At 65.9% G+C, this 21,688-nt stretch carries 20 protein-coding genes; 15 read left to right on the top strand and 5 right to left on the bottom strand.

What is annotated here, in order from left to right; all coding sequences use genetic code 11:
• Positions 1 to 91: 91 nt before the first annotated feature.
• Positions 92 to 433, bottom strand: coding sequence for a hypothetical protein (locus tag ACX1DW_RS02465; protein WP_063539977.1), 342 nt, complete (start codon positions 431 to 433; stop codon positions 92 to 94).
• A 251-nt stretch (positions 434 to 684) separates the two neighbouring features.
• Between ACX1DW_RS02465 and ppc the strand changes: the two genes are divergently transcribed.
• The 7 genes from ppc to ACX1DW_RS02500 all read left to right on the top strand — a co-directional run bounded on the left by ppc (position 685) and on the right by ACX1DW_RS02500 (position 7,909).
• On the top strand, positions 685 to 3,324 hold the full coding sequence (gene ppc / locus ACX1DW_RS02470) for a phosphoenolpyruvate carboxylase (protein WP_102840091.1): 2,640 nt from the start codon (positions 685 to 687) through the stop codon (positions 3,322 to 3,324).
• A gap of 244 nt (positions 3,325 to 3,568) precedes the next feature.
• Positions 3,569 to 4,216, top strand: a complete 648-nt coding sequence (gene adk, locus ACX1DW_RS02475) for an adenylate kinase (protein WP_011913851.1) — start codon at positions 3,569 to 3,571, stop codon at positions 4,214 to 4,216.
• Between the two features lie 131 nt (positions 4,217 to 4,347).
• Positions 4,348 to 5,025, top strand: a complete 678-nt coding sequence (gene tsaB, locus ACX1DW_RS02480) for a tRNA (adenosine(37)-N6)-threonylcarbamoyltransferase complex dimerization subunit type 1 TsaB (RefSeq protein ID WP_458992704.1) — start codon at positions 4,348 to 4,350, stop codon at positions 5,023 to 5,025.
• Positions 5,026 to 5,089: 64 nt separating this feature from the next.
• Entirely contained in the window at positions 5,090 to 5,434 is a 345-nt protein-coding gene (locus ACX1DW_RS02485; RefSeq protein WP_458992705.1) for a hypothetical protein, read from the top strand.
• 11 nt (positions 5,435 to 5,445) lie between these two features.
• Complete coding sequence (locus tag ACX1DW_RS02490; RefSeq protein ID WP_458993433.1) at positions 5,446 to 6,327, top strand: DUF72 domain-containing protein; 882 nt, start codon at positions 5,446 to 5,448, stop codon at positions 6,325 to 6,327.
• Positions 6,328 to 6,371: 44 nt separating this feature from the next.
• Positions 6,372 to 7,061 carry an extensin-like domain-containing protein gene (locus ACX1DW_RS02495; RefSeq protein ID WP_458992706.1) on the top strand — a complete coding sequence of 230 codons (690 nt, stop codon included), beginning with the start codon at positions 6,372 to 6,374 and terminating at the stop codon, positions 7,059 to 7,061.
• A 71-nt stretch (positions 7,062 to 7,132) separates the two neighbouring features.
• Entirely contained in the window at positions 7,133 to 7,909 is a 777-nt protein-coding gene (locus tag ACX1DW_RS02500; protein ID WP_063539970.1) for a class I SAM-dependent methyltransferase, read from the top strand.
• A gap of 27 nt (positions 7,910 to 7,936) precedes the next feature.
• On the opposite strand, the gene ACX1DW_RS02505 is transcribed toward ACX1DW_RS02500, so the two are convergent.
• Positions 7,937 to 8,572 (bottom strand): TetR/AcrR family transcriptional regulator, encoded by a 636-nt coding sequence (locus ACX1DW_RS02505; RefSeq protein ID WP_063539969.1) that lies wholly within the window; start codon positions 8,570 to 8,572, stop codon positions 7,937 to 7,939.
• Positions 8,573 to 8,666: 94 nt separating this feature from the next.
• Here ACX1DW_RS02505 and ACX1DW_RS02510 point away from each other — a divergent pair, with 94 nt between their 5' ends.
• Positions 8,667 to 9,767 carry an efflux RND transporter periplasmic adaptor subunit gene (locus ACX1DW_RS02510; protein ID WP_458992707.1) on the top strand — a complete coding sequence of 367 codons (1,101 nt, stop codon included), beginning with the start codon at positions 8,667 to 8,669 and terminating at the stop codon, positions 9,765 to 9,767.
• A 4-nt stretch (positions 9,768 to 9,771) separates the two neighbouring features.
• Entirely contained in the window at positions 9,772 to 12,852 is a 3,081-nt protein-coding gene (locus ACX1DW_RS02515; protein WP_458992708.1) for an efflux RND transporter permease subunit, read from the top strand.
• 32 nt (positions 12,853 to 12,884) lie between these two features.
• Here the strand turns inward: ACX1DW_RS02515 and ACX1DW_RS02520 are convergent, their stop codons facing one another.
• Complete coding sequence (locus ACX1DW_RS02520; protein ID WP_458992709.1) at positions 12,885 to 13,445, bottom strand: TetR/AcrR family transcriptional regulator; 561 nt, start codon at positions 13,443 to 13,445, stop codon at positions 12,885 to 12,887.
• A gap of 151 nt (positions 13,446 to 13,596) precedes the next feature.
• Here ACX1DW_RS02520 and ACX1DW_RS02525 point away from each other — a divergent pair, with 151 nt between their 5' ends.
• The 3 genes from ACX1DW_RS02525 to ACX1DW_RS02535 all read left to right on the top strand — a co-directional run bounded on the left by ACX1DW_RS02525 (position 13,597) and on the right by ACX1DW_RS02535 (position 16,461).
• The gene (locus ACX1DW_RS02525; RefSeq protein WP_458992710.1) at positions 13,597 to 14,190 is read left to right on the top strand and encodes a glutathione S-transferase family protein; all 594 of its coding nucleotides are present in this window, start codon (positions 13,597 to 13,599) and stop codon (positions 14,188 to 14,190) included.
• Positions 14,191 to 14,195: 5 nt separating this feature from the next.
• Entirely contained in the window at positions 14,196 to 14,984 is a 789-nt protein-coding gene (locus ACX1DW_RS02530; protein ID WP_458992711.1) for an MBL fold metallo-hydrolase, read from the top strand.
• 136 nt (positions 14,985 to 15,120) lie between these two features.
• On the top strand, positions 15,121 to 16,461 hold the full coding sequence (locus ACX1DW_RS02535) for a sensor domain-containing protein (protein ID WP_458992712.1): 1,341 nt from the start codon (positions 15,121 to 15,123) through the stop codon (positions 16,459 to 16,461).
• A 9-nt stretch (positions 16,462 to 16,470) separates the two neighbouring features.
• Here the strand turns inward: ACX1DW_RS02535 and mapR are convergent, their stop codons facing one another.
• Both mapR and ccoG read right to left on the bottom strand, forming a co-directional pair.
• Complete coding sequence (gene mapR, locus ACX1DW_RS02540; protein WP_458993434.1) at positions 16,471 to 17,880, bottom strand: GntR family transcriptional regulator MpaR; 1,410 nt, start codon at positions 17,878 to 17,880, stop codon at positions 16,471 to 16,473.
• A gap of 34 nt (positions 17,881 to 17,914) precedes the next feature.
• The gene (gene ccoG / locus ACX1DW_RS02545) at positions 17,915 to 19,333 is read right to left on the bottom strand and encodes a cytochrome c oxidase accessory protein CcoG (protein ID WP_458992713.1); all 1,419 of its coding nucleotides are present in this window, start codon (positions 19,331 to 19,333) and stop codon (positions 17,915 to 17,917) included.
• Between the two features lie 300 nt (positions 19,334 to 19,633).
• Between ccoG and ACX1DW_RS02550 the strand changes: the two genes are divergently transcribed.
• The 3 genes from ACX1DW_RS02550 (at position 19,634) to ACX1DW_RS02560 (ending at position 21,630) form a co-directional block, all read left to right on the top strand.
• Positions 19,634 to 19,999 carry a CidA/LrgA family protein gene (locus tag ACX1DW_RS02550; RefSeq protein ID WP_003300577.1) on the top strand — a complete coding sequence of 122 codons (366 nt, stop codon included), beginning with the start codon at positions 19,634 to 19,636 and terminating at the stop codon, positions 19,997 to 19,999.
• Positions 19,996 to 20,706, top strand: coding sequence for an LrgB family protein (locus ACX1DW_RS02555; protein WP_458992714.1), 711 nt, complete (start codon positions 19,996 to 19,998; stop codon positions 20,704 to 20,706). Before ACX1DW_RS02550 ends, ACX1DW_RS02555 begins: the two co-directional genes overlap by 4 nt.
• A gap of 144 nt (positions 20,707 to 20,850) precedes the next feature.
• Positions 20,851 to 21,630 carry a PhzF family phenazine biosynthesis protein gene (locus ACX1DW_RS02560; RefSeq protein ID WP_458993435.1) on the top strand — a complete coding sequence of 260 codons (780 nt, stop codon included), beginning with the start codon at positions 20,851 to 20,853 and terminating at the stop codon, positions 21,628 to 21,630.
• Positions 21,631 to 21,688: the final 58 nt, after the last annotated feature.

Consider the following 21,688-nt stretch of genomic DNA (forward strand, 5'->3'; position numbering starts at 1 on the left):
GCGAGGGCGGAGCCGCGCGGGATTCCGCGCAGCAGAGGGGAGTGCGGCCGCCGGCGCTGCGCGCTCGCGGCCGCTAGCAGCGACCGATGACTCAGCTGTCTGCGTCTGGCTCGTCGAGCATGCGCTTGAGGTGCTTGCGCGACAGCTCGAGAAAGCGCGGAGTGGGGCCCACGTCTTCATAGACCGGGTCGCCCTGTTCGTCGGTGGCGATCACATGCGTGCCGCGTACATAGGGCAGGCTGGTCTCGACCGCTTCGAGGGCGGCGCCGACCAGTTCGCCGAGCAGCGCCTCTGTGCTGCGCTTGGGATACATCTCGGCCAAGGCGGCCAGCCGTGCCGCGCTCTCGACATCCAGGGGGATGCTGTAGGTGGTATGGCTCATGCGGCCCTTGGCGTCGCGCTCCCAATGACTGACAAGCTCGGAAATTCTCATGGTTACTCCTTAATGCCCGCGCGCACGAGCGGTGATAGCGGTGATTACTGGGCTTGCATGCCCACGCGCGCTAGCCATTGATGCCTTGTCATGGCGCTGCGCGGTGGGCACTCTGGTTGGAGATAATTTCAGCGTAGCCGTTCAGGATCGTTTGCCCAGCGAAGCGTCTGATGCATAGCGGCGAATCGGTCGTGCAAGACTGGCGAGGCTCGCGAAACTCATTGGCCGTATTGGCGGGAGGAGCAAAGGTCATGGCGAAAATCATCGATGCGCGCCTGCGCGACAACGTGCATCTGCTCGGCGAGCTGCTCGGCAATACCATCCGTGCCCAGCACGGCGATCAGTTCTTCGACAAGATCGAGCGCATTCGCAAGGGGGCCAAGGCCGCCCGGCGAGGATCGGCCGAGGGCGCGCAGCAGCTGGCCGAGACGCTGGACAGCCTGGACGAGCACGAGCTGCTGCCAATGACCCGGGCGTTCAACCAGTTTCTCAACCTGGCCAACATCGCCGAGCAGTATCACCAGGTCCGTCGCCGTACAGCCAGTGAGCCTGCGCCGTTCGAGGCGAGCGTCTTCCCCGATCTGCTCGAACGCCTGAAGGCGGCCGGCCACGGCGACGAGTTTCTCGCCCGCCAGGTCAGCCGGCTGGATATCGAGCTGGTGCTGACAGCCCACCCGACCGAGGTATCGCGGCGCACCCTGATCCAGAAATACGACGCCATCGCCGAGCAGCTGGCGGCACGCGACCACACCGATCTCTCGGCCGCCGAGCTGGCCCGGATCGAGCTGCAGCTGCAGCGTCTGGTCGCCGAGGTGTGGCACACCGAGGAAATCCGTCGCAACCGGCCGACGCCCGTGGAAGAGGCCAGGTGGGGCTTTGCGGCGATCGAGAACTCGTTGTGGAAGGCCGTACCCAATGTCCTGCGCCAGACCGATGCCACGCTGCGCCGACTGACCGGCCTGCACCTGCCGCTGGAGGCAGCACCGATTCGCTTCGCTTCCTGGATGGGCGGCGACCGCGACGGCAACCCCAATGTCACCGCAATGGTCTCCCGCGAAGTTCTGCTGACGGCACGCTGGGTCGCCGCCGACCTGTACCTGCGGGAGATCGAGGGGCTGATCACGGCGCTGTCGATGAGCGCGGCCAGTGACGAGCTGCTACGCCAGACGGGGGAGTCGCCCGAACCCTACCGCGTATTGCTCAAGCCACTGCGTCAGCGCTTGCGGGCGACCCGTGACTGGGCGCGGGCCGCCATCGAGCACGGCCAGCCAGCGCCGGCAGACGTGCTGCAGGATTGCGCGCAGCTGCGGCGACCGCTGGAACTGTGCTACCGCTCGCTGCATGCCTGCGGCATGGGCATGATCGCCGACGGCGCCTTGCTCGATTGCCTGCGTCGGCTTGCCGTGTTCGGCCTGTTCCTGGTGCGCCTGGATATCCGCCAGGATGCCGCTCGCCATGCCGCTGCGCTGGCCGAGATCACCGACTATCTGGGCCTGGGCGACTACCAGCAGTGGGACGAGCAGCGTCGGCTGGAGTGGCTTCAGCAGGAGCTGGGCAACCGCCGCCCATTGTTGCCGGCCCACTATCATCCGTCGGCCGATACCGCCGAAGTGCTGGCTACCTGCGCGGTGATCGCCGAGGCGCCTGCCACTTCTCTGGGCTCCTATGTGATTTCCATGGCGCATGCGGCCTCCGACGTGCTCGCCGTGCAGCTTTTGCTCAAGGAGGCGGGCCTGCAGCGTCCGATGCGCGTGGTGCCGCTGTTCGAAACCCTTGATGACCTGAACAACGCCGCGCCGATCATCGACCGTCTGCTGTCTCTGCCCGGCTACCGTCAGCGCCTGCACGGACCGCAGGAAGTGATGATCGGCTACTCCGATTCGGCTAAGGATGCCGGCACCACGGCGGCGGCCTGGGCTCAGTACCGCGCTCAGGAGCAGCTGGTGGACGTCTGTCGCGAGCACGGCGTGGAGCTGTTGTTGTTCCACGGCCGTGGTGGCACCGTCGGGCGTGGGGGCGGCCCGGCGCACGCGGCGATCCTTTCGCAACCGCCGGGATCGGTCGACGGGCGGTTCCGTACGACCGAACAGGGCGAAATGATTCGCTTCAAGTTCGGGCTTCCGGATATCGCCGAGCAGAATCTGAATCTTTACCTCGCCGCCGTGCTGGAAGCGACGCTTCTGCCGCCACCGTTGCCTGAAGCCGGTTGGCGGGAAACCATGGATCGCCTGGCCGAGGATGGGGTCAGCGCCTACCGCGGCGTAGTGCGTGAGCACCCACTGTTCGTCGAGTATTTCCGCCAGGCCACGCCTGAGCTTGAGCTGGGCCGCCTGCCGTTGGGCAGCCGCCCAGCCAAGCGCCGCGAAGGCGGCGTGGAGAGCCTGCGGGCGATCCCCTGGATCTTCGCCTGGACCCAGACCCGACTGATGCTGCCGGCCTGGCTGGGCTGGGAGCACGCCCTGCATCGTGCGCTGGAGCGCGGCGAGGCGGAAAGGCTGGCCGAGATGCGTGCGCGCTGGCCATTCTTCAGCACACGCATCGACATGCTGGAGATGGTGCTGGCCAAGGCCGACGCCGACATCGCTCGGCGCTACGACGAGCGGCTGGTGCAACCTGAGCTGCTTTCGCTGGGCGGCGATCTGCGTGACCGATTGTCGCAGGTAATCGGTGCGGTGCTGAGCCTGACCGGCCAGTCAGATCTGCTCGATCACAGCCCCAAGACCCAGGAGGCGTTCAGTCTGCGCAACACTTACCTGGATCCGCTGCACCTGATGCAGATCGAGTTGCTGGCACGTTCGCGAAATTGCCAGAGCCCGGCCGAGAGCCCTTTGGAGCAAGCCTTGCTGGTCAGCGTGGCGGGTATCGCCGCTGGGCTGCGCAACACCGGCTAAGGTGTCCGGCGAGCGGATCGGCGGGTATACAGCTACCCTGACAGCCCGGTCGTCCGGCTACCAATTCCGCGATTTATGCAGGGTGATAGACGCTTTGGGGACGGCTTGTGCCGTCCCGGTGCGCTGTGTATCGTGTTCAACCTTTTGTCGCATGGCGGCAAACCAGAATTTTTGATTCGACAGCGACGAGCCGCACCGGCCCGCTGGCGATCGCCCCCCTTCCAAGAAAATCGAGGACTCATCCATGCGTGTGATTCTGCTGGGAGCGCCCGGTGCCGGCAAAGGTACCCAGGCAGGCTTCATTACCAAAAAATTCGGTATTCCGCAGATCTCCACGGGCGACATGCTGCGTGCGGCTGTCAAGGCCGGCACCGAACTCGGCCTCAAGGCCAAGAGCGTGATGGATGCTGGCGGTCTGGTGTCCGATGACCTGATCATCAACCTGGTCAAGGAGCGCATCGCTCAGCCCGATTGCGCCAATGGTTTTCTCTTCGACGGTTTCCCACGCACCATTCCGCAGGCCGAAGCGCTGAAGGAAGCCGGTGTGCGCATCGACAACGTGATCGAAATCGCCGTGGACGATGAAGAGATCGTTGGCCGTATCGCCGGTCGTCGTGTGCATCCGGCCTCCGGTCGCGTCTATCACACCGAGCACAATCCGCCGAAGGTTGCCGGCAAGGACGACGAGACTGGAGAAGAGCTGATCCAGCGCGAAGACGACAAGGAAGAGACCGTGCGTCACCGCCTGTCCGTCTACCACGCGCAGACCAAGCCGCTGGTGGACTTCTACCAGAGCCTGGCCGCGGCCGAAGGCACGCCGAAGTACAGCCGTATCGAAGGTGTCGGTTCCGTGGAAGAGATCACTGCCAAGGTCTTTGCTGCCCTGAGCTGATCATTTCGAGCGACACGCGTCGATGATGCCCGTATCCCCGGATACGGGCATTTTCGTTTCCGGCTGCGCGACGCAACCCGGTGCGTGAATACGTTAGAATCGGCGCCTTTTTCACCCACCGGAACGCCCTGATGACCACTCTGCTGGCCCTGGATACCGCCACCGAAGCCTGCTCAGTCGCGCTGTTGCATGACGGCGAGGTGCTGAGTCACTACGAGGTGATTCCGCGCCTGCATGCCCAGCGGCTGTTGCCGATGGTGCAGACGCTTCTCGGCGAGGCGGGGGTCGGGCTATCCGCCGTCGATGCCATTGCCTTCGGGCGCGGGCCGGGCGCCTTCACTGGCGTGCGCATCTCCATCGGCGTGGTGCAGGGGCTGGCGTTCGCTCTGCAGCGCCCGGTGCTGCCGGTGTCCACGCTGGCGACCATCGCGCAGCGGGCCTGGCGCGAACAGGGCGCGACGCAGGTCGCCGCCGCCATCGACGCACGCATGGACGAGGTGTACTGGGGCTGTTATCGCGAGCATGGCGGGGAGATGCGGCTGGTCGGCAGCGAGGACGTGCTTCCGCCCGAGCAGGCCGCTCTGCCGCGCGCTGCGGACGGCGACTGGTTCGGCGCCGGCACTGGCTGGGGCTATGCCGAGCGTATGCCGGTAGTGGTGCAGGGCTGCGACGCCGCCCTGTTGCCCCATGCCGAAGACCTGCTGCGCCTGGCTGCGTTTGCCTGGCAGCGTGGCGAGGCGCTGGAGGCCGATCAGGCCCAGCCGGTTTACCTGCGCGACAACGTCGCGACGCCGAAAGGGATCAAATGACGCGAGCCGTTGCCAAAGCCATGGCCGCCCGTTAGAGTCGCCGGGCCTCTGATCGAGTCCAATGATGCGCGTCGATAGCTTCTTCCCTGTCCCCTATGCAACGGATCGTTCTGCCCGTACCGGCAGGGCGGCGGACAGCTATGGCGAAACCCAGCGCTTGGCGCAGGCTCAGCGCGGCGTCGATTCGCGCACCGGGCAAGACTATCAGCCCCAGGCCGATCGCCCGCAGCAGCGGGTCAATTCCAGCGCGCTGGTCGAGCGTTACGCCGCCTTCCGCTATGACGAGCCGCAACCCGAGCGGCCGCTTTCCAGCCGTGTCGCGCAGGCCTTGGCCAGCTATACCAGCACCGCCAGCATGCGTATCGACCTCGATGACACCGAGGTGCTCGGGCTCGATCTCTACGCCTGAGGCGCTTCGCTCTGCTACAGCTTCCCTATTTTCTCGGTTGCCCCTCCTGGAACGAGAGCGCCTGGCTCGGCTCGCTCTACCCGCCGGGTACGCCGGCGTCCGAGTTCCTGGTCGGCTATTGCGCGGTATTCAATACGGTCGAGGGCAATACCACGCTCTATGCGTGGCCGTCGGACGACAAGGTTCAGCGCTGGGCCAGCCAGATGCCGGACGATTTTCGCTTCTGCGCCAAGTTTCCCCGGGAGATCAGCCAGGCCGAGAATCTGCATGCAGCGCTGGATGCGGCGCAGTCCTTCCGGCGCCTGTTGCAGCCGCTGGGGCGGCGGGTAACGCCATTCTGGCTGCAGCTGCCGGCCAGCGTCGGTCCGGCCCGGCTGGCGGAGCTGGTCGCCTTCATCGAAGGCTTCGCGGCGCCGCTGGCCATCGAGGTGCGCCATCCGGGGTTCTTCGACAAGGGTGAGGGCGAGCGAGCACTCAATCGTCTTCTGCGCGATCGCGGCGTGGAGCGCATCTGTCTCGACAGTCGGGCGCTGTTCAGCTGCCAATCCCGTGATCCGGCTGTGCTGCATGCGCAGAGCAAGAAGCCACGTTTGCCGGTGCGGCCGGTGGCGTTCAGCGATTCGCCGCAGCTGCGCTTCGTGGGGCATCCGCAGCTGGAAGCCAACGATGCTTTTCTCGCACCCTGGCTGGACAAGGTGGCGGGCTGGATCGAGGCGGGCAAGACGCCGCACGTCTATCTGCATACGCCGGACAATCATCGCGCGCCGCAGCTGGCGATGCGCTTTCATCAGCTGTTGAGCGAGCGTCTGCCCGGTATGCCAGCGCTTCCCACGGTTCGCCCGGCACCGCAGCTTTCGCTGCTGGACTGGGCGTCGGTCCGACCAGTTTTGTAAAACACTGCGCTCAAACTCCACCGCTGAGTCGTTGCCCATAAGGTATGACCTTCGGCCGATTCTTCCTCCTTTTGTTGACGCTGCTGGCCGGCTTCGTGCTGGCGGTGCAGCAGCTGATCGATATCCCGCCGCGTTGGAATCCCTGGGCGCCGCTGGATATTCGCGAGCCGCCGAACCTGCTGACCTCGCTCAAGCTAAGGCGCCTGCAGCAGGATCGTTCGCTCTGCGAACAGGCGCTCGCCACGGCACCGCTGCGTTACGCTGCCGTGCCGAACAGCACGCCGGAACCTGGCTGCCCGGTGCAGAACAGTGTGCGGGTGCAGGGTTCGGACGTGCGTTTCAACGGCCCGTTTCTGGCCACCTGTCCACTGGCGGCCGCCTATGCGATGTTCGAGATGCACGGCCTGCAACCGGCCGCGCAGGCTGTGTTCGGCCAGCCGGTGGTGCGTATTGATCATTTCGGCAGCTTTGCCTGCCGCAACATCGCCCGCAGCAATCGCCGTAGCCAGCATGCCAGTGCCAATGCGCTGGATCTGGCCGGCTTTCATCTGCAGGACGGCACAAGTATCACGGTGGCCAGGGATTGGCAGGGCGAGGGCGACAAGGCGCGCTTCCTGCGTCAGGTGCGCGATGCGGCCTGCAAGGCCTTCAACGTGACGCTGGGGCCGGAGTACAACGCGGCCCATCACGATCACTTCCATGTGGATATGGGCGGTTTCGGCATGTGCCGTTAGGTGCGCTAGCCCGGACGTCCGCAGGCCCGCTCTGGCACAATGCGCCGCTTTGAATCGTCCTCGGGTGCCCCATGTCCGCAAGCAATCCTCTGGTTCGGGTCGAGCCGCTCGCGCCGTCATTCGCCGCAGTCGCTGGCCAATGGGCGCAGCGCCTCGGTTTGCCGCAGGAGCTGGCCGAGGCCGAGTTCGCGCTGCAGGTGGGTGAGGCCGGTTTGCAGTTGCAGTTGCTCGAGGCACAGGCGCCGGGGCCGGTGCGGGTGGATTTCGTGGAGGGTGCGGCGGCGCACCGGCGGCAGTTCGGTGGTGGCAGCGGACAGATGATCGCCAAGGCAGTGGGCATTCAGCCCGGTATCCGACCGCGGGTGCTGGACGCCACCGCCGGGCTCGGGCGTGATGCCTTCGTACTGGCGACGCTGGGTTGCGAGGTCAGTCTGATCGAGCGTCAACCGTTGATCGCTGCGCTGCTGGAGGATGGTCTGAGCCGCGCGGCTGCGGATGCGGACGTGGCCATCATCGCCGCGAGGATGAGGCTGCTCAAGGGTAACGCCATCGAATTGATGCAGCACTGGCAGGGCGAGCCGCCGCAGGTCGTCTACCTCGACCCGATGTTCCCGCACCGTGACAAAAGTGCACTGGTGAAGAAAGAGATGCGCCTGTTCCGGCCCTTCGTCGGCGACGACCTGGACGCGCCGGCGTTGCTTGCCGCCGCGCTGGAGCTGGCCAGTCACCGGGTGGTGGTCAAGCGCCCGCGCAAGGCGCCGGCCATTGATGGCGCCAAGCCCGGCTACAGTCTGGAAGGCAAGTCCAGCCGCTACGACATCTACCCGAAGAAGAAGCTGCAGGCCTGACTCCGGGCAGACGACGCTGCGCCGGGCTTAGCCGCGGTAGGCGCGCAGAAAGACGCCCACCGCATCCTTCACGTGCTGATCGCTTTCCGCCTGGCTCGGTGCTTCGGCATAGCCAACCAGCAGGCGAAAGTGTTGCGCGCCCTTGATCAGTGAACAGTAATGCTCGGCTGCACGCAGCGGGTCGTCGATGCGTAGCAGGCCGAGCGCGTCGGCCTGGCCGAACAGCTGTTGCAGATCCAGCAGCAGCTGCTGCGGACCGGCATCGAAGAACATCTTCACCAGCCCCGGATTCTGCGTCGCCATCGCCACCATCACACGATGCAGACCGATGGACTCAGGGCTGTTGACCAGTTCATTGAAGGCGCCGCCGATCGCCAGCAGCACCTTCTCGATGTCGCAATCGGCCTCCAACTGAAACAGCCGCCTGGGCAGGCGCGTTTCGCAGGTGGTCTTCACGGCGGCGCTGAAGAGCGCCTCCTTGTCCTTGAAGTGGCTGTACAGCGTGAGCTTGGAAACCCCGGCTTCGCTGGCGATGGCTTCCATGCTGCTGCCCTCGTAACCGTTGCCGAGGAACAGCACCTGCGCCGCGGCGAGAATCGCCTCGCGCTTGGCAGGGTCCTTCGGGCGGCCGGGACCGGGGGATGGAGAATGACTTTCGATCATGGGCGTTTTAATAGTGGACTGGCTGGTACGCTATTTTTACTATACCGCGCAGTATAAGTATTCCAATCCGCTTCGCGACAGAGAGACCTTCATCGTGTTCCGACATGTCCTGTCCTTCGCCTCCGTGCTTGGTTTAGCGCTCACTCTGACCGCCTGTGGCAATGGCGAGCCGCCAGAGCAGCTACCGCGGCCGGTCATGGTCGTGCATCCGCAACCGGCCAGCGAGGCGCGCGAGAGCTATCCGGGCGAAGTGCACGCGCGCTACGAGCCGGAGCTGGCGTTCCGTATCGGCGGCAAGGTCGTCGAGCGGCTGGTGGAGGCCGGCGATCGGGTGCGCAAGGACCAACCGCTGGCGCGCCTCGACCCGCAGGACGTGCGCCTGCAGCTGGACGGCATGCGCGCCCAGGTCGCCGCCGCGGAAGCCAACCTGCGGGTGGCCAAGGCGGAATACGATCGCTATCAGGCGCTGCTCGGCCGCCAGCTGGTCAGCCAGTCGCAATTCGACAATGCGGACAACGCCTACCGCGCCGCGGCGGCCCGTCTGCAACAGGCTCGGGCCGAGTTCGACGTGGCCAGCAACCAGGTCGATTACGCGGTGCTGCGTGCCACCCGCGATGGCCTGATCGCCCAGCGTCGCATCGAAGTCGGGCAGGTGGTGGCGGCCGGGCAGACCGCTTTCGTCCTGGCGGCCGATGGTGAGCGCGAGGTCGCCATCGATCTGCCGGAGCAGTCGCTGGAGCGCTATCGGATCGGCCAGGAAGTGGAGGTCGAGCTCTGGTCGCAGCCGGGCCGGCAATACCGCGGCCAGATTCGCGAGCTCTCGCCGGCCGCCGACGCGCAGTCTCGGACCTATTCCGCGCGCGTCGCCTTCACCGAGCAGGATGTGCCGGCCGAGCTGGGCCAGAGCGCGCTGGTGAGCATTCGCCGCGACGATGATGTCGCGCTGGCCGTACCGCTCTCCGCGCTCAGCGCCGAACAGGGCAGGGCGCACGTCTGGCGACTAAAGCCCGACTCCACAGTGGAGCGTGTCGAGGTACGCACCGGCCCATTCGGGGAGCGGCTGGTGCCGGTGCTCGACGGCCTCGCTGCCGACGACTGGATCGTGCTGGCCGGGGTGCAGATGCTCAGCGACAACCAGCCGGTGCGGCCGGTGGATCGCCACAACCGCCCCGTCGAGCTGGCCGCCCGGGAGTAACGCGATGCGCTTCAATCTTTCCGCCTGGGCGCTGCAGAACCGGCAGATCGTCGTCTACCTGATGCTGCTGTTGGCTCTTGTCGGTGCGCTGTCCTACAGCAAGCTCGGGCAGAGCGAGGATCCGCCGTTCACCTTCAAGGCCATGGTCATCCAGACCCAGTGGCCTGGCGCCACCGCCGAAGAGGTTTCACGCCAGGTCACCGAACGCATCGAGAAGAAGCTGATGGAGACCGGCGAGTACGAGCGCATCGTCTCCTTCTCACGGCCGGGCGAGTCCAACGTCACCTTCATGGCACGAGACTCGATGCGCTCGAAGGACATCCCCGACCTCTGGTACCAGATCCGCAAGAAGATCGGCGACATTCGCCACACGCTGCCACCGGGCGTACAGGGGCCGTTCTTCAACGACGAGTTCGGCACCACCTTCGGCAACATCTACGCGCTGACCGGTGAAGGTTTCGACTACGCGATCCTCAAGGACTACGCCGACCGCATTCAGCTGCAACTGCAGCGGGTGAAGAACGTTGGCAAGGTCGAGCTGATCGGCCTGCAGGACGAGAAAATCTGGATCGAACTGTCCAACGTCAAGCTGGCCACCCTCGGTGTTCCGCTGGAAGCCGTGCGCCAGGCGCTGGAGGCGCAGAACGCGGTGACCGCCGCCGGTTTCGTCGAGACGATCAGCGACCGGGTGCAATTGCGCGTGACCGGTAGCTTCGAGACGGTCAAGGAGATTCGCGATTTTCCCATCCGCGTCGCCGGGCGCACGTTCCGCATCGGTGATGTGGCCGAAGTGCACCGCGGTTTCAACGACCCGCCTGCACCGCGGATGCGCTTCATGGGCGAGCCTGCCCTTGGCCTCGCCGTGTCGATGAAGAGCGGCGGCGACATCCTGGTGCTCGGCGAGGCACTGGAGCAGGAGTTCGCTCGTCTGCAGCAAGAACTGCCGGCCGGCATGCAGCTGCGCAAGGTCTCGGACCAGCCGGCGGCGGTGAAGACCAGCGTCGGCGAGTTCGTCAAGGTGCTGATCGAGGCGCTGGTGATCGTGCTGCTGGTAAGCTTCTTCTCCCTCGGTGTGCGCACCGGCCTGGTGGTGGCGCTGTCGATTCCGCTGGTGCTGGCGATGACCTTCGCCGCCATGAACTACCTGGACATCGGCCTGCACAAGATTTCCCTCGGCGCGCTGGTGCTGGCGCTGGGGTTGATGGTGGACGACGCGATCATCGCGGTGGAGATGATGGCGATCAAGATGGAACAGGGCTATGACCGGCTGCGCGCCGCCAGCTTCGCCTGGACCAGCACGGCTTTTCCGATGCTGACCGGCACGCTGATCACCGCGGCGGGATTCCTGCCCATCGCCACGGCCAACTCCAGCACCGGCGAGTACACCCGCTCGATCTTCCAGGTCGTGGCGATCTCGCTGATTGCCTCCTGGATCGCCGCGGTAATGTTCGTGCCGCTGATCGGCGAGAAGCTGCTGCCGGACATGGCCAAGAAAACTGCGCACAAGCACGGCGGAATGGGCGAGGGTCACGATCCCTACGCCACACCGTTCTACCAGCGCGTACGGCGCGTGGTGACCTTCTGCGTGCGCCGGCGCAAGACCGTCATCCTGCTCACCCTGGCGATCTTCGCCGCCGCGGTAGTGCTGTTCCGTCTGGTGCCGCAACAGTTCTTCCCCGCGTCCGGCCGTTTGGAGCTGATGGTGGACCTCAAGCTGGCCGAAGGCGCCTCGCTGAAGGCGACCGAAGCGGAGGTGGCGCGGCTGGAACAGCTGCTCAAGGAACGGGCCGGCATCGACAACTACGTGGCCTATGTCGGCACCGGCTCGCCGCGTTTCTACCTGCCGCTGGATCAGCAGCTGCCGGCGACCAGCTTCGCCCAGTTCGTCGTGCTGGCCGACAGCATCGAGTCCCGCGAGGCCCTGCGCAGCTGGCTGATCGAGCGCATGCGTGAGGACTTCCCGAGCCTGCGCGGCCGCGTGACGCGGCTGGAGAACGGCCCGCCGGTGGGTTACCCGGTGCAGTTCCGTGTCACCGGCGAGCACATCGATGTGGTGCGCGGGCTGGCGCGGCAGGTCGCCGCCAAGGTGGGCGAGAACCCGCACGTGGCCAACGTCCATCTGGACTGGCAGGAGCCAAGCAAGATGGTGCGCCTGAACGTCGATCAGGATCGCGCTCGTGCGCTGGGGGTGAGTACCGCGGAGCTGTCCGGCTTTCTGCGGCGGACTTTCATTGGCAACAGGGTCAGCCAGTTCCGTGAAGACAACGAGCTGATCGAGATCCTCCTGCGCGGCACCGAGCGTGAGCGGCTGGAGCTGTCCATGCTGCCGAGCCTGGCGATTCCTACCGAAAGCGGCCGCAGCGTACCGTTGTCGCAGGTGGCAACGCTGGAGTACGGCTTCGAGGAGGGCGTGATCTGGCACCGCAACCGCCTGCCGACAGTCACCGTGCGCGCCGATGTCTACGGCGACGAGCAGCCGGCCGCGCTGGTGCGGCAGATCGAGCCGACCCTGGCCGATATCCGCGCGCAGCTGCCCAGTGGCTACCTGCTGGAGGTCGGCGGCACGGTGGAGGATTCCGAACGTGGCCAGCGTTCTGTGAATGCCGGCCTGCCGTTGTTCGTCATCGTCGTGATGACCCTGCTGATGGCGCAGCTCAAGAGCTTCTCGCGTTCGGCCATGGTGTTCCTCACCGCGCCGCTGGGCATCATCGGGGTGGCGCTGTTCCTGCTGCTGTTCGGCCAGCCGTTCGGCTTCGTGGCGATGCTCGGTACCATCGCGCTGTCGGGAATGATCATGCGCAACTCGGTGATCCTGGTGGATCAGATCGAGCAGGATATCGGTGCCGGGCAGGCGCGCTTCAGCGCCATCGTCGAGGCTACGGTGCGGCGCTTCCGACCCATCGTGCTGACGGCGCTGGCCTCGGTGCTGGCGATGATTCCGCTATCGCGCAGCATCTTCTTCGGGCCGATGGCGGTGGCGATCATGGGCGGGCTGATCGTCGCCACGGCGCTAACGCTGCTGTTCCTGCCGGCGCTGTACGCGGCCTGGTTCCGGGTTCGCGAAGACGAGGCGAGCGCCGGCTGACGGTGTTTATCGGGCGCGCCTGACCGGCGCGCTCAGATGCCTGCGGCGGTCAGCAGGCACTCGGCGGCGGCCTTGGCGTCCAGCGCCTGCTCGCCTGGACCCTCGATGTGCGCCATGCTCAGCGCCCCTTCGAGCAGGTACTGCAGCTGTCGCGCCAGCCGCAGCGGCTCGGGGGCATCCAACCGTTCCAGCAGTTCGCGCAGATGACTCTGCAGCTCCGTCTTGTAGGCCGCCGAGCGCCGATGGATGGGGTGCTCACGGTCCTGATATTCGGCCGCAGCGTTGATGAACAGGCAACCGCAGAAGGCGCCGTTGCCATGGATCATCCCGTGCAGCCCATCGAAAACGCCCAGTAGCGCCTCGCGCGGCGGCAGCTTGCCGGCGCGCTCGCGCAGGCGCGCCAGCATCAGCTCGTGACGGGCGTCCAGCACGGCGAGGATCAGCTCGTCCTTGGACTTGAAGTGCTTGTACAGGGTCATCTTGGCCACACCGGACTCGGCCAGGATGCGGTCGATGCCGGTGGCGTGATAACCCTCGCGATAGAACAGATTCTCTGCGGTGTTGAGCAGCTGGTCGCGCTTGTTCGATGCCATGGATACCTCCTGCGGTTCGACCATTATGCGGGAGCGCTCGTCGCTCGCTCCAGCTGGCAGTTCCTCCGTGAGTGCTTGAAGTGTACAGACAGGTCTGTCTATTATCCAGTCGTGCCCAATGACCAAGCACACCAATGAAGAGGACAACACCATGAAGCTCCATGACCTGTCGCTGTCCGGCAATTGCCACAAGGTTCGCCTGTTCCTCAGCCTGATCGGCAAGCCGGTCGAGTGTCTGCCGGTGAATCTGCTGGCGGGCGAGCACAAGCAGCCGGCGTTCCGTGCGATCAACCCGCGCGGGCAGATTCCGGTGCTCGAGGATGGCGAATTCCGTCTCGAGGACTCCCAGGCGATCCTGGTCTATCTGGCCCAGCGTTATGCCCCTGAGTGGTACCCGCAGGACGCCGAGACCCAGGGCCGCATCGCCAGCTGGCTGAGCTTCGCTGCCAACGAGGTGCAGCACGGGCCGGCTACCCTGCGTCTGGGCAAGCTGTTCGGCCGGCCTATCGACGAGTCGCTGGCCCAGGCACGTGCCGCCAGCGCCTTGCGCACGCTCGAACGGCACCTCGCGCAGCATGCCTGGCTGGCGCAGACGGGGGCGCCGACTATCGCCGACGTCGCCGTCTACCCGAATGTCGCGCTCGGTGGCGACGGCGGGCTCGATCTGCAGGTATATCCGTCGCTGCAGGCCTGGTTCGGGCGCATCCGCGCGCTGCCCGGCTATGTCGGCATGCCCGGGTTGTAGCCGTCATGAACATGCGCAAAGTGTGGACGCTCGGCGAGCGCATCCAGCAGCGGGCCGGGCGAATCGCCGCAATGTTGCTGGTTGCGCTGCTGGGTGCGGTGGCTTCGGCCAATGCCGTAGCGGAAGGGTTGCGTTTCAGCCTGGTGAAGACGGCGCAGAGCGAAAGTGGAGACTTCCTGCTGCGCCGTGGCGGTTGGCAGCCGCTGCCCACGATCCAGCACATCGCCATTCTGATCGAGCATCGCGGCACCCGTCTGCTGTTCGGTACCGGGTTGGGGCGGCAGATCGATGCGCAGCTGGACGCCGAGCTGCCGTGGCGGATCAAGCGCTACGGCGAGGTGCAACCGGCACGCGACCAGCTGGAGCGGGACGGGCTGGACATCGACCGTATAGTGCTGGGCTGCGTGCGCTGGGAGCATGCTTCGGGGCTGGCCGACTTCCCAGGTGTGCCGGTGCTGGCCAGCCCGGACAGCCTCGACTACCTGCAGACGGCGACACCTCCGGCGGTACTGCCGAGCCAGTTCCGCCATCCGATCGACTGGCAGCCCCTGCAATTCGAGCCGCGGCCTTATCTCGGGCACGGGCAAAGTCTCGATCTGTTCGGCGACGGGCAGCTGGTACTGGTGCCGCTGACCGAGCACGGTGCGGTCGGCCTGTACCTGGCCCTGGCCGACGGCCGTCGATTCTTCTTCCGCGGTGACCGCGAGCAGGGCAGTGCGCCACAGGGTGTGGCGGCGTTGCGCGATGCCGACATTCAGGCCGCGCTCGGCTTCTATCCGCGTTGGGTGCAATGAGATGCGAGCAGGAAGAAAAAAACAGCGCGGCCGTCACCGATTTAGGCGATGCTAAAAGCATGGCACGGGCGATCACGCGGTTGCGAAAGCGTCGATCGTCCGGCCTGCGCCCAATGGCCGAAGTAGGTCTGCCGCTGTGAAGACGGATAGCTGCGAGCCCCTGGCAAGTGTCGTCGATTTGTTACTGGATGCGATCTGCGTTGTCGATGCGCAGGGCAACTTCGTTTACGCCAGCGCCGCCTGCGAGCGCATCTTCGGCTATACGCCGCAGGAGATGCTCGGCAAGCGCATGATCGAGATGGTCTATCCCGAAGACCGCGCCCGTACCCTGGCGGCCGCCAAGGAGGTCATGGCCGATCAGCCGCTGCTGCACTTCGAGAACCGCTACGTGCGCAAGGACGGCGGTGTCGTGCACATCATGTGGTCGGCCTGCTGGTCGACCGATAACAAGCTGCGCATCGGCGTGGCGCGCGACATCACCCAGCGCAAGCAGTCCGAAGCGATGCAGGCCGCGCTCTATTCGATCTCCGAGGCGGCGCACGGGGCCAAGGATCTCGCGGCGCTGTATCAGCAGATCCATCTGACCATCGCCCAGCTGCTGCCGGTGGACGATTTCATCGTCGCCATCCGCAATGCCGCCAGCGGCGAGCTGACTTATCCCTACCAGGCGCTGGCGCTCGATTCGACCGGTCTGCCAGCGGAACCCGCGGCGTCCCTGTGCTTTTCCGTTCTGCATGGCGCGCAGCCGTTGCGCTTCAATGCGGATTCGATGCGTGCCCTGGCGCTTCCGCTCGCAGACGGGGATCTCCATGCCTGGTGGCTGGGCGTGCCGCTCAGTTCGAGCGAGGGCGTGATCGGTGCGCTGTTGCTCAAGAGCACGGCGGCGCCCTACACCGAGAAGGATCAGGAGCTGTTGCAGTTCGTTTCCACCCAGGTGGTCACGGCAATCGAGCGCAAGCAGCTCTATGCGCGTTTGGAGCGCATGGCGCAGTACGACGAACTCACTGGTCTGCCGAACCGCGCCTGCTTCCGCGATCGACTGAGCACGGCGCTGGCACGGGTGCGGCGCAACGGCGGGCGCATCGCCTTGCTCTACCTGGACCTGGACCGGTTCAAGCAGGTCAACGACACCTACGGGCATGGCGGCGGTGATCAGCTGCTGCAGACCGTCGCCGAACGCCTCGGCGGTTGCGTGCGGGACACCGATACGGTGGCGCGGCTGGGCGGTGACGAGTTCGTGGTATTGCTGGAAAGCATCATCGACGCGGAGGACGCCCAGCGGGTGGTGGCCAAGATCCGCGACGCCTTCGAGGCGCCGTTGCCGATTGCCGGACACAGCCTGGAGATCGGCATGAGCATTGGTATCGCCCTCTACCCGGAGGACGGCGAAGTGGAGGCGCAGCTGCTCAAGCAGGCCGATGAGCGCATGTACCTGATGAAGAGCGGCCGCGGGCAGCGACCGGTGGATTGCGCCTGAGTCAGGCGCTCAGAAGGACCTCAGCATCCTGCCCAGCAGCTCCATCGCCTGCTCGCTTCGGGTGTCCCATGGATGGCCATGGTTCAGCCGCGCGCAGTTGCGAAAGCGCTGGGTGGCCGAGAAGATCGGCCCCGGCGCCAGGCTGATGCCCTGGGCCAGCGCCAGTTGCAGCAGCTGCAGCGAGTCCACCTGCTCGGGAAATTCGAACCAGAGAAAGTAGCCCCCAGAAGGGCGCGTAACCCGCGTGCTCGCCGGGAAATGGCGCGCGGCGGAGGCGAGCATCGCGCCCTGCTGCATCTCCAGTGCGTGGCGCAGCTTGCGCAAGTGGCGGTCGTAGCCGCCATGCTGCAAATAGTCGGCAATGGCGGCTTGCGCCGGCACGGAAGGGGAGATGGTGGTCATTAGCTTCAGCCGGGTGATCTGCTCGGCGTAGCGGCCGCCGGCGACCCAGCCGACCCGGTAGCCGGGCGCCAGGCTCTTGGAAAACGAACCGCAATGCATCACCAGGCCTTCGCGATCATGGCTCTTCACCGGCTTGGGCGGCTCGCGGGTGAAGTACAGCTCGGCGTAGACGTCGTCCTCGATCAGCGGCACCTGATGGCGCTGCAGCAGATTGTAGAGCTGCTGCTTCTTCGCCTCGCCCATGCTCGCGCCCAGGGGGTTCTGCAGGCTGCTCATGAACCAGCAGGCCTTGATCGGCAGGTGCGCCAGGCGATCGGCGAGAATCTCCAGATCGATGCCTTCGCGCGGGTGGACGGGAATCTCCACCGCTTTGAGCTTGAGCCGTTCCAGCACCTGCAGCGTGGCGTAGAACGCCGGCGACTCGATCGCCACCAGGTCACCCGGCTCCGTCACCACCTGCAGGCAGAGGTTCAGCGCCTCCATCGCACCTGTGGTGATCACCAGCTCGTCCATCGGCAGCATCACGCCGCTGACCATGTAGCGCAGGGCGATCTGCCGGCGCAGGTCCGGGTTGCCCGCGGTCATCTCGGCGATCACTTCGCGTGCCGGCATGTCGCGCACGCTTTGCGCCATCGAGCGTGCGAGCCGTTGCAGGGGAAACAGCTCGGGGCTGGGAAAGGCCGAACCGAAGGGTACGGTGGCCGGATCGCGCAGCGAGGCGAGCACGGAGAAGACTAGCTCGCTGACGCCCACCTCGGTGGTTTCCGCCGGGCGGGTGCTGATGTCTGGTTCGTGCAGCGGGCGCTTGGCATGTTCGCGAACGAAATAGCCCGAACGCGCCCGCGCCTGGATCAGCCCGCGGTCTTCCAGCAGGTAGTAGGCCTGGAACACGGTGGACGGGCTGACGCCATAGGTGCGGCTGGCGTGGCGCACCGAGGGTACCTTTTCCCCGGGGGCGAGCACGCCGCTGCGGATCAGTTCGGCAATCTCATCGGCGAATTTCTCGTAGCGCTTCATCGTGTCCGGGCCGTGGCGGTTGGGCATGGCCAGTCTACTGGCGTAGCGCCGCGATGGGGGCGACGAAGGTGCTCGGTGTGCTCACCCGACTGTCCGGCTCGGCCAGGTCGCTGACCTCGAAGCGCAGCTCGCGGCTGAAGTCGCGGGCGTTGTCGAGCAGTGCCACGCTGACCGGCAGATCGGCGATTTCGCCCGGAGCCAGCGCGATCTCGCGCGGGCCCTGCAGCTCGAAGGGGCCGCCGTCCAATGCCAGCGCGTAGCGGCGCGGCTGCTGCGTCTTGTTGATCAGCTTGAGGCGATACATGTTCTCGATCTGGCCCTGCATGTTCTCGCGGTACAGCGTGCGGTCGCGGGTCACGTCCAACTGCAGCTGCGGCCGCGCATCCAGTGCCCAGATGAAGGCGGCGATCATCGCCGTCATCGCCACCGCATAGCCGACCAGCCGCGGACGCAAGAGGCGGGTGATGCCGCCCTTAAGCGCACGTTCGGAGGTGTAGCGCAGCAGGCCGCGGGCGTAACCCATCCGGTCCATGACGCTGTCGCAGACGTCGATGCAGGCGCCGCAGCTGATGCAGTCCAGCTGCAGGCCGTCGCGGATGTCGATGCCGGTGGGGCAGACCTGCACGCACAGCGTGCAGTCGACGCAGTCACCGAGGCCCTGGGCTCGCGGATCACTGCCCTTGCGCCGCGCGCCGCGATTCTCGCCGCGGGCTGTGTCGTACGAGACGAGAAGGGTGTCGGCGTCGAACATCACGCTCTGGAAGCGCGAGTAGGGGCACATGTGCAGGCACACCTGCTCACGCAGCCAGCCGGCATTGATGTAGGTCGCGGCGGTGAAGAACAGCAGCCAGAAAGCGGTCGTGCCACCGATCTCGAAGCGGGCAAGGTCGGCCACCAGCTCGCGTACCGGGGTGAAATAGCCGACGAAGGCCAGCGCCGTGGCCAGGCTGATGGCCAGCCACAGCGTGTGCTTGGCGGCACGGCGCAGCAGCTTGGCGGCGGACCAGCGTGCAGCATCGAGCTTGATGCGCTGCAGGCGGTCGCCTTCAGTGATCTTTTCCACCCACATGAACATCCAGGTCCAGGTGCTCTGCGGGCAGGCGTAGCCGCACCAGATGCGCCCGGCCAGCACGGTGATGAAGAACAGGCCGAACGCGGCGATGATCAGGATCGCCGAGAGCAGGATGAAATCCTGCGGCCAGAAGGTGGCGCCGAAGATGTGGAACTGCTGCCGGTCCAGGTCCCACAGCACCGCCTGGCGCCCGTTCCAGTTCAGCCAGACGGTGCCGAAGTAGAGCAGCATCAGCAGGGCGCCGCCCAACAGGCGCAGGTTGCGGAAACGTCCGCTGAAACTGCGCGTGTGGATGGGCCCGCCGCTCTGGGCGGGCGTCAGGCGGATCGGCTGGCTGGGATCAACGGTTTCGATGATCCGCGCGGGTATGCGGTCGGTCATTGGCTTTCGCCCCATAGGCAGTTCAGGCGAGGCGGATGATCCCCGTCAAGGCTCATGCATAACAGACTCAGATGTGACGGCTAAATACAGATCAGATCGGGCGCGGCAGCGCTGTCGGAACGTAGGCATCGCTAGGCGTTGACCTGCATCAGCGGAAGCTGTCGGGATCGGCTGATCCGCTTTTTTTGTCTGCATCTGATGCTGTTCTGTTGCCGCCAGGCCGGCCATAGTCGAGGCCTTTTGCCGAATGAAGAGGAGCCAACGCATGATTCATCCAATGCTGCCGAGGGAGCATCGCCGATGATTCTCCAAGGCCTGACCTGGCTCGTGCTGCTGCAGCTGCTCGGCAATCTGATCAACCTGGTGCTGCTGCCGGCACTACCGGGGCCGATCATCGGCATGCTGTTGCTGTTCGGCCTGTTGCTGCTGCGCCGCAGCATTCCGGAGTCTCTGGAGAAGACCGCGGCCTTGCTGCTGCAGTATCTGCCGCTGCTGCTGATCGTGCCGGCCGCCGGCATCATGACCAGCGCTGGCGCACTGCTGGATGATCTGCCAGCGATCGCCGCCGGCCTGGTGTTGTCGCTGCTGATCACGGTGCCGTTCTGCGGCTGGCTGATGCAGCGGCTGATCCGCCGACTCGATCGCCAGCGGGAGGATCAGGCATGACCGTACTCGATTGGCGTACCGCCTGGGCGGCGGTGGTGGTCCATCCGCTGTTTGCCGTGGCACTGACCCTGATCGCGTTCCAGCTGGCGCTGATGCTGTATCGCCGCAGCGGCTGGCTGGTGCTGCAACCGGTCATGGTGGGCATGCTGCTGGTGGTCGGCACACTGACCCTGGTGGGCCTCGACTATGCGCGCTACCGCGACGGCGCTGCGCTGGTCGCCATGCTGCTGGGGCCTGCCACCGTGGCGCTGGCGGTGCCGCTGCATCGTCACCTCAAACGGATTCAGCAATTGTTCTGGCCGATCGTCATTACCCTGGCGGTCGGCGGCGTGCTCAGCGTGGTACTGACGCTGGCGATCGCCTGGGCGCTGGGCGCAGAGCTGCCGGTGCTGATGAGCCTGGCGCCAAAGTCCGCGACCATGCCCATCGCCATGCTGGTGGCCGAGCAGCTCGGCGGCCTGGCCTCGCTGGCGGCAGTGTTCGTCATGCTGACCGGTGTCATCGGCACCGCGTTGGGACCGCTGCTGCTGCGCTGGGCCGGGGTCGAGCATCCCGCCGCGCGAGGCCTGAGCTATGGCCTCAACGCCCATGCCATCGGTACCGCCAGGGCGCTGGAGGAGGGTGACGAATGTGGCGCCTTCGCTGCGCTGGGCATGAGCCTGCTGGGCATTCTGGTCGCGTTGCTGCTGCCGTTCGCCCTGGGCTGATGTGCGGCGCCGTCGCAAGTAGATGAAGCGGACGGATTCCGGGCCCTTCAGCCTTCACGCGCCACTGGCTAGCACCCCGTCAGACCCGTTAGAGTAGGCGGCGGTCGCTTGACCGTGCACAGGGTGCAAACCATGAAATTGCGGATGTTCCAGGTCGATGCTTTCACTGCTGAACGTTTCCGGGGCAATCCCGCGGCGGTGATCCCCTTGCAAGCCTGGCTGCCGGACGAGCTGATGCAAGCCATCGCCGCCGAAAACAACCTTTCCGAGACGGCCTTTTTCGTTCGCGAGGCGGACGGGGCCTTTCACATCCGCTGGTTCTCGCCGCTCACCGAAATCGATTTCTGTGGCCATGCCACGCTGGCCAGCGCCTTCGTGCTGCTGGAACAGGGGCTGGCCCGCGCGCCGCTGACCTTTCGCGCCGCTGCCGTGGGCGAACTGGCCGTGCAGCGGCGGGCTGACGGGCTGCTGGAAATGAGTTTTCCCAATCGCGCGCCGGAGCCGGTCGCCGAGCCGCCGGCCGCGTTGCTGCAGGGGCTCGGTCTCGCGCCGGAAGCGGTGCTGCGCAATCGTCAGGCATGGTTCGCCATCTACCGCGACGAGCGGCAGGTGCGCGCCCTGGCGCCCGATCTCGAGGCGTTGCGCACGCTGGCACCACTGGACGTGGTGGTGACCGCGCCGGGGCGCGAGCAGGATTTCGCCTCGCGCTATTTCTGGCCAGCCAATGGCGGCGCCGAGGACCCGGTCACCGGTTCCATCCATGCCGGGCTCGCTCCCTACTGGGCCGAGCGGCTGGGGCGCAACGAACTGGTGGCGCTGCAAGCGTCGGCGCGCACAGGCATCCTGCACTGCCGGGTCGAGGCGGATCGTGTGATGGTGGCCGGGCAGGCCGTGCTTTATCTCGACGGCACCATCGAACTTTAAAAAAACGCTCTAACCCATTGCGATCGGTCTTCACGGCCGGCGCGATGGGTGTGCCTGT

It is taken from the genome of Stutzerimonas sp. KH-1, from assembly GCF_054483855.1.

Excerpts from the sequence above, each read along its gene's own strand:
- ACX1DW_RS02560 (WP_458993435.1), top strand. The coding sequence starts at position 20,851 with ATGTTCCAGGTCGATGCTTTCACTGCTGAACGTTTCCGGGGCAATCCC.
- ACX1DW_RS02555 (WP_458992714.1), top strand. The coding sequence starts at position 19,996 with ATGACCGTACTCGATTGGCGTACCGCCTGGGCGGCGGTGGTGGTCCAT.
- ACX1DW_RS02515 (WP_458992708.1), top strand. The coding sequence starts at position 9,772 with ATGCGCTTCAATCTTTCCGCCTGGGCGCTGCAGAACCGGCAGATCGTC.
- ppc (WP_102840091.1), top strand. The coding sequence starts at position 685 with ATGGCGAAAATCATCGATGCGCGCCTGCGCGACAACGTGCATCTGCTC.
- ACX1DW_RS02520 (WP_458992709.1), bottom strand. The coding sequence starts at position 13,445 with ATGGCATCGAACAAGCGCGACCAGCTGCTCAACACCGCAGAGAATCTG.
- tsaB (WP_458992704.1), top strand. The coding sequence starts at position 4,348 with ATGACCACTCTGCTGGCCCTGGATACCGCCACCGAAGCCTGCTCAGTC.
- ACX1DW_RS02525 (WP_458992710.1), top strand. The coding sequence starts at position 13,597 with ATGAAGCTCCATGACCTGTCGCTGTCCGGCAATTGCCACAAGGTTCGC.
- adk (WP_011913851.1), top strand. The coding sequence starts at position 3,569 with ATGCGTGTGATTCTGCTGGGAGCGCCCGGTGCCGGCAAAGGTACCCAG.
- ACX1DW_RS02505 (WP_063539969.1), bottom strand. The coding sequence starts at position 8,572 with ATGATCGAAAGTCATTCTCCATCCCCCGGTCCCGGCCGCCCGAAGGAC.
- ACX1DW_RS02465 (WP_063539977.1), bottom strand. The coding sequence starts at position 433 with ATGAGAATTTCCGAGCTTGTCAGTCATTGGGAGCGCGACGCCAAGGGC.
- ACX1DW_RS02500 (WP_063539970.1), top strand. The coding sequence starts at position 7,133 with ATGTCCGCAAGCAATCCTCTGGTTCGGGTCGAGCCGCTCGCGCCGTCA.
- mapR (WP_458993434.1), bottom strand. The coding sequence starts at position 17,880 with ATGAAGCGCTACGAGAAATTCGCCGATGAGATTGCCGAACTGATCCGC.
- ACX1DW_RS02530 (WP_458992711.1), top strand. The coding sequence starts at position 14,196 with ATGAACATGCGCAAAGTGTGGACGCTCGGCGAGCGCATCCAGCAGCGG.
- ACX1DW_RS02550 (WP_003300577.1), top strand. The coding sequence starts at position 19,634 with ATGATTCTCCAAGGCCTGACCTGGCTCGTGCTGCTGCAGCTGCTCGGC.
- ACX1DW_RS02485 (WP_458992705.1), top strand. The coding sequence starts at position 5,090 with ATGCGCGTCGATAGCTTCTTCCCTGTCCCCTATGCAACGGATCGTTCT.
- ccoG (WP_458992713.1), bottom strand. The coding sequence starts at position 19,333 with ATGACCGACCGCATACCCGCGCGGATCATCGAAACCGTTGATCCCAGC.
- ACX1DW_RS02495 (WP_458992706.1), top strand. The coding sequence starts at position 6,372 with ATGACCTTCGGCCGATTCTTCCTCCTTTTGTTGACGCTGCTGGCCGGC.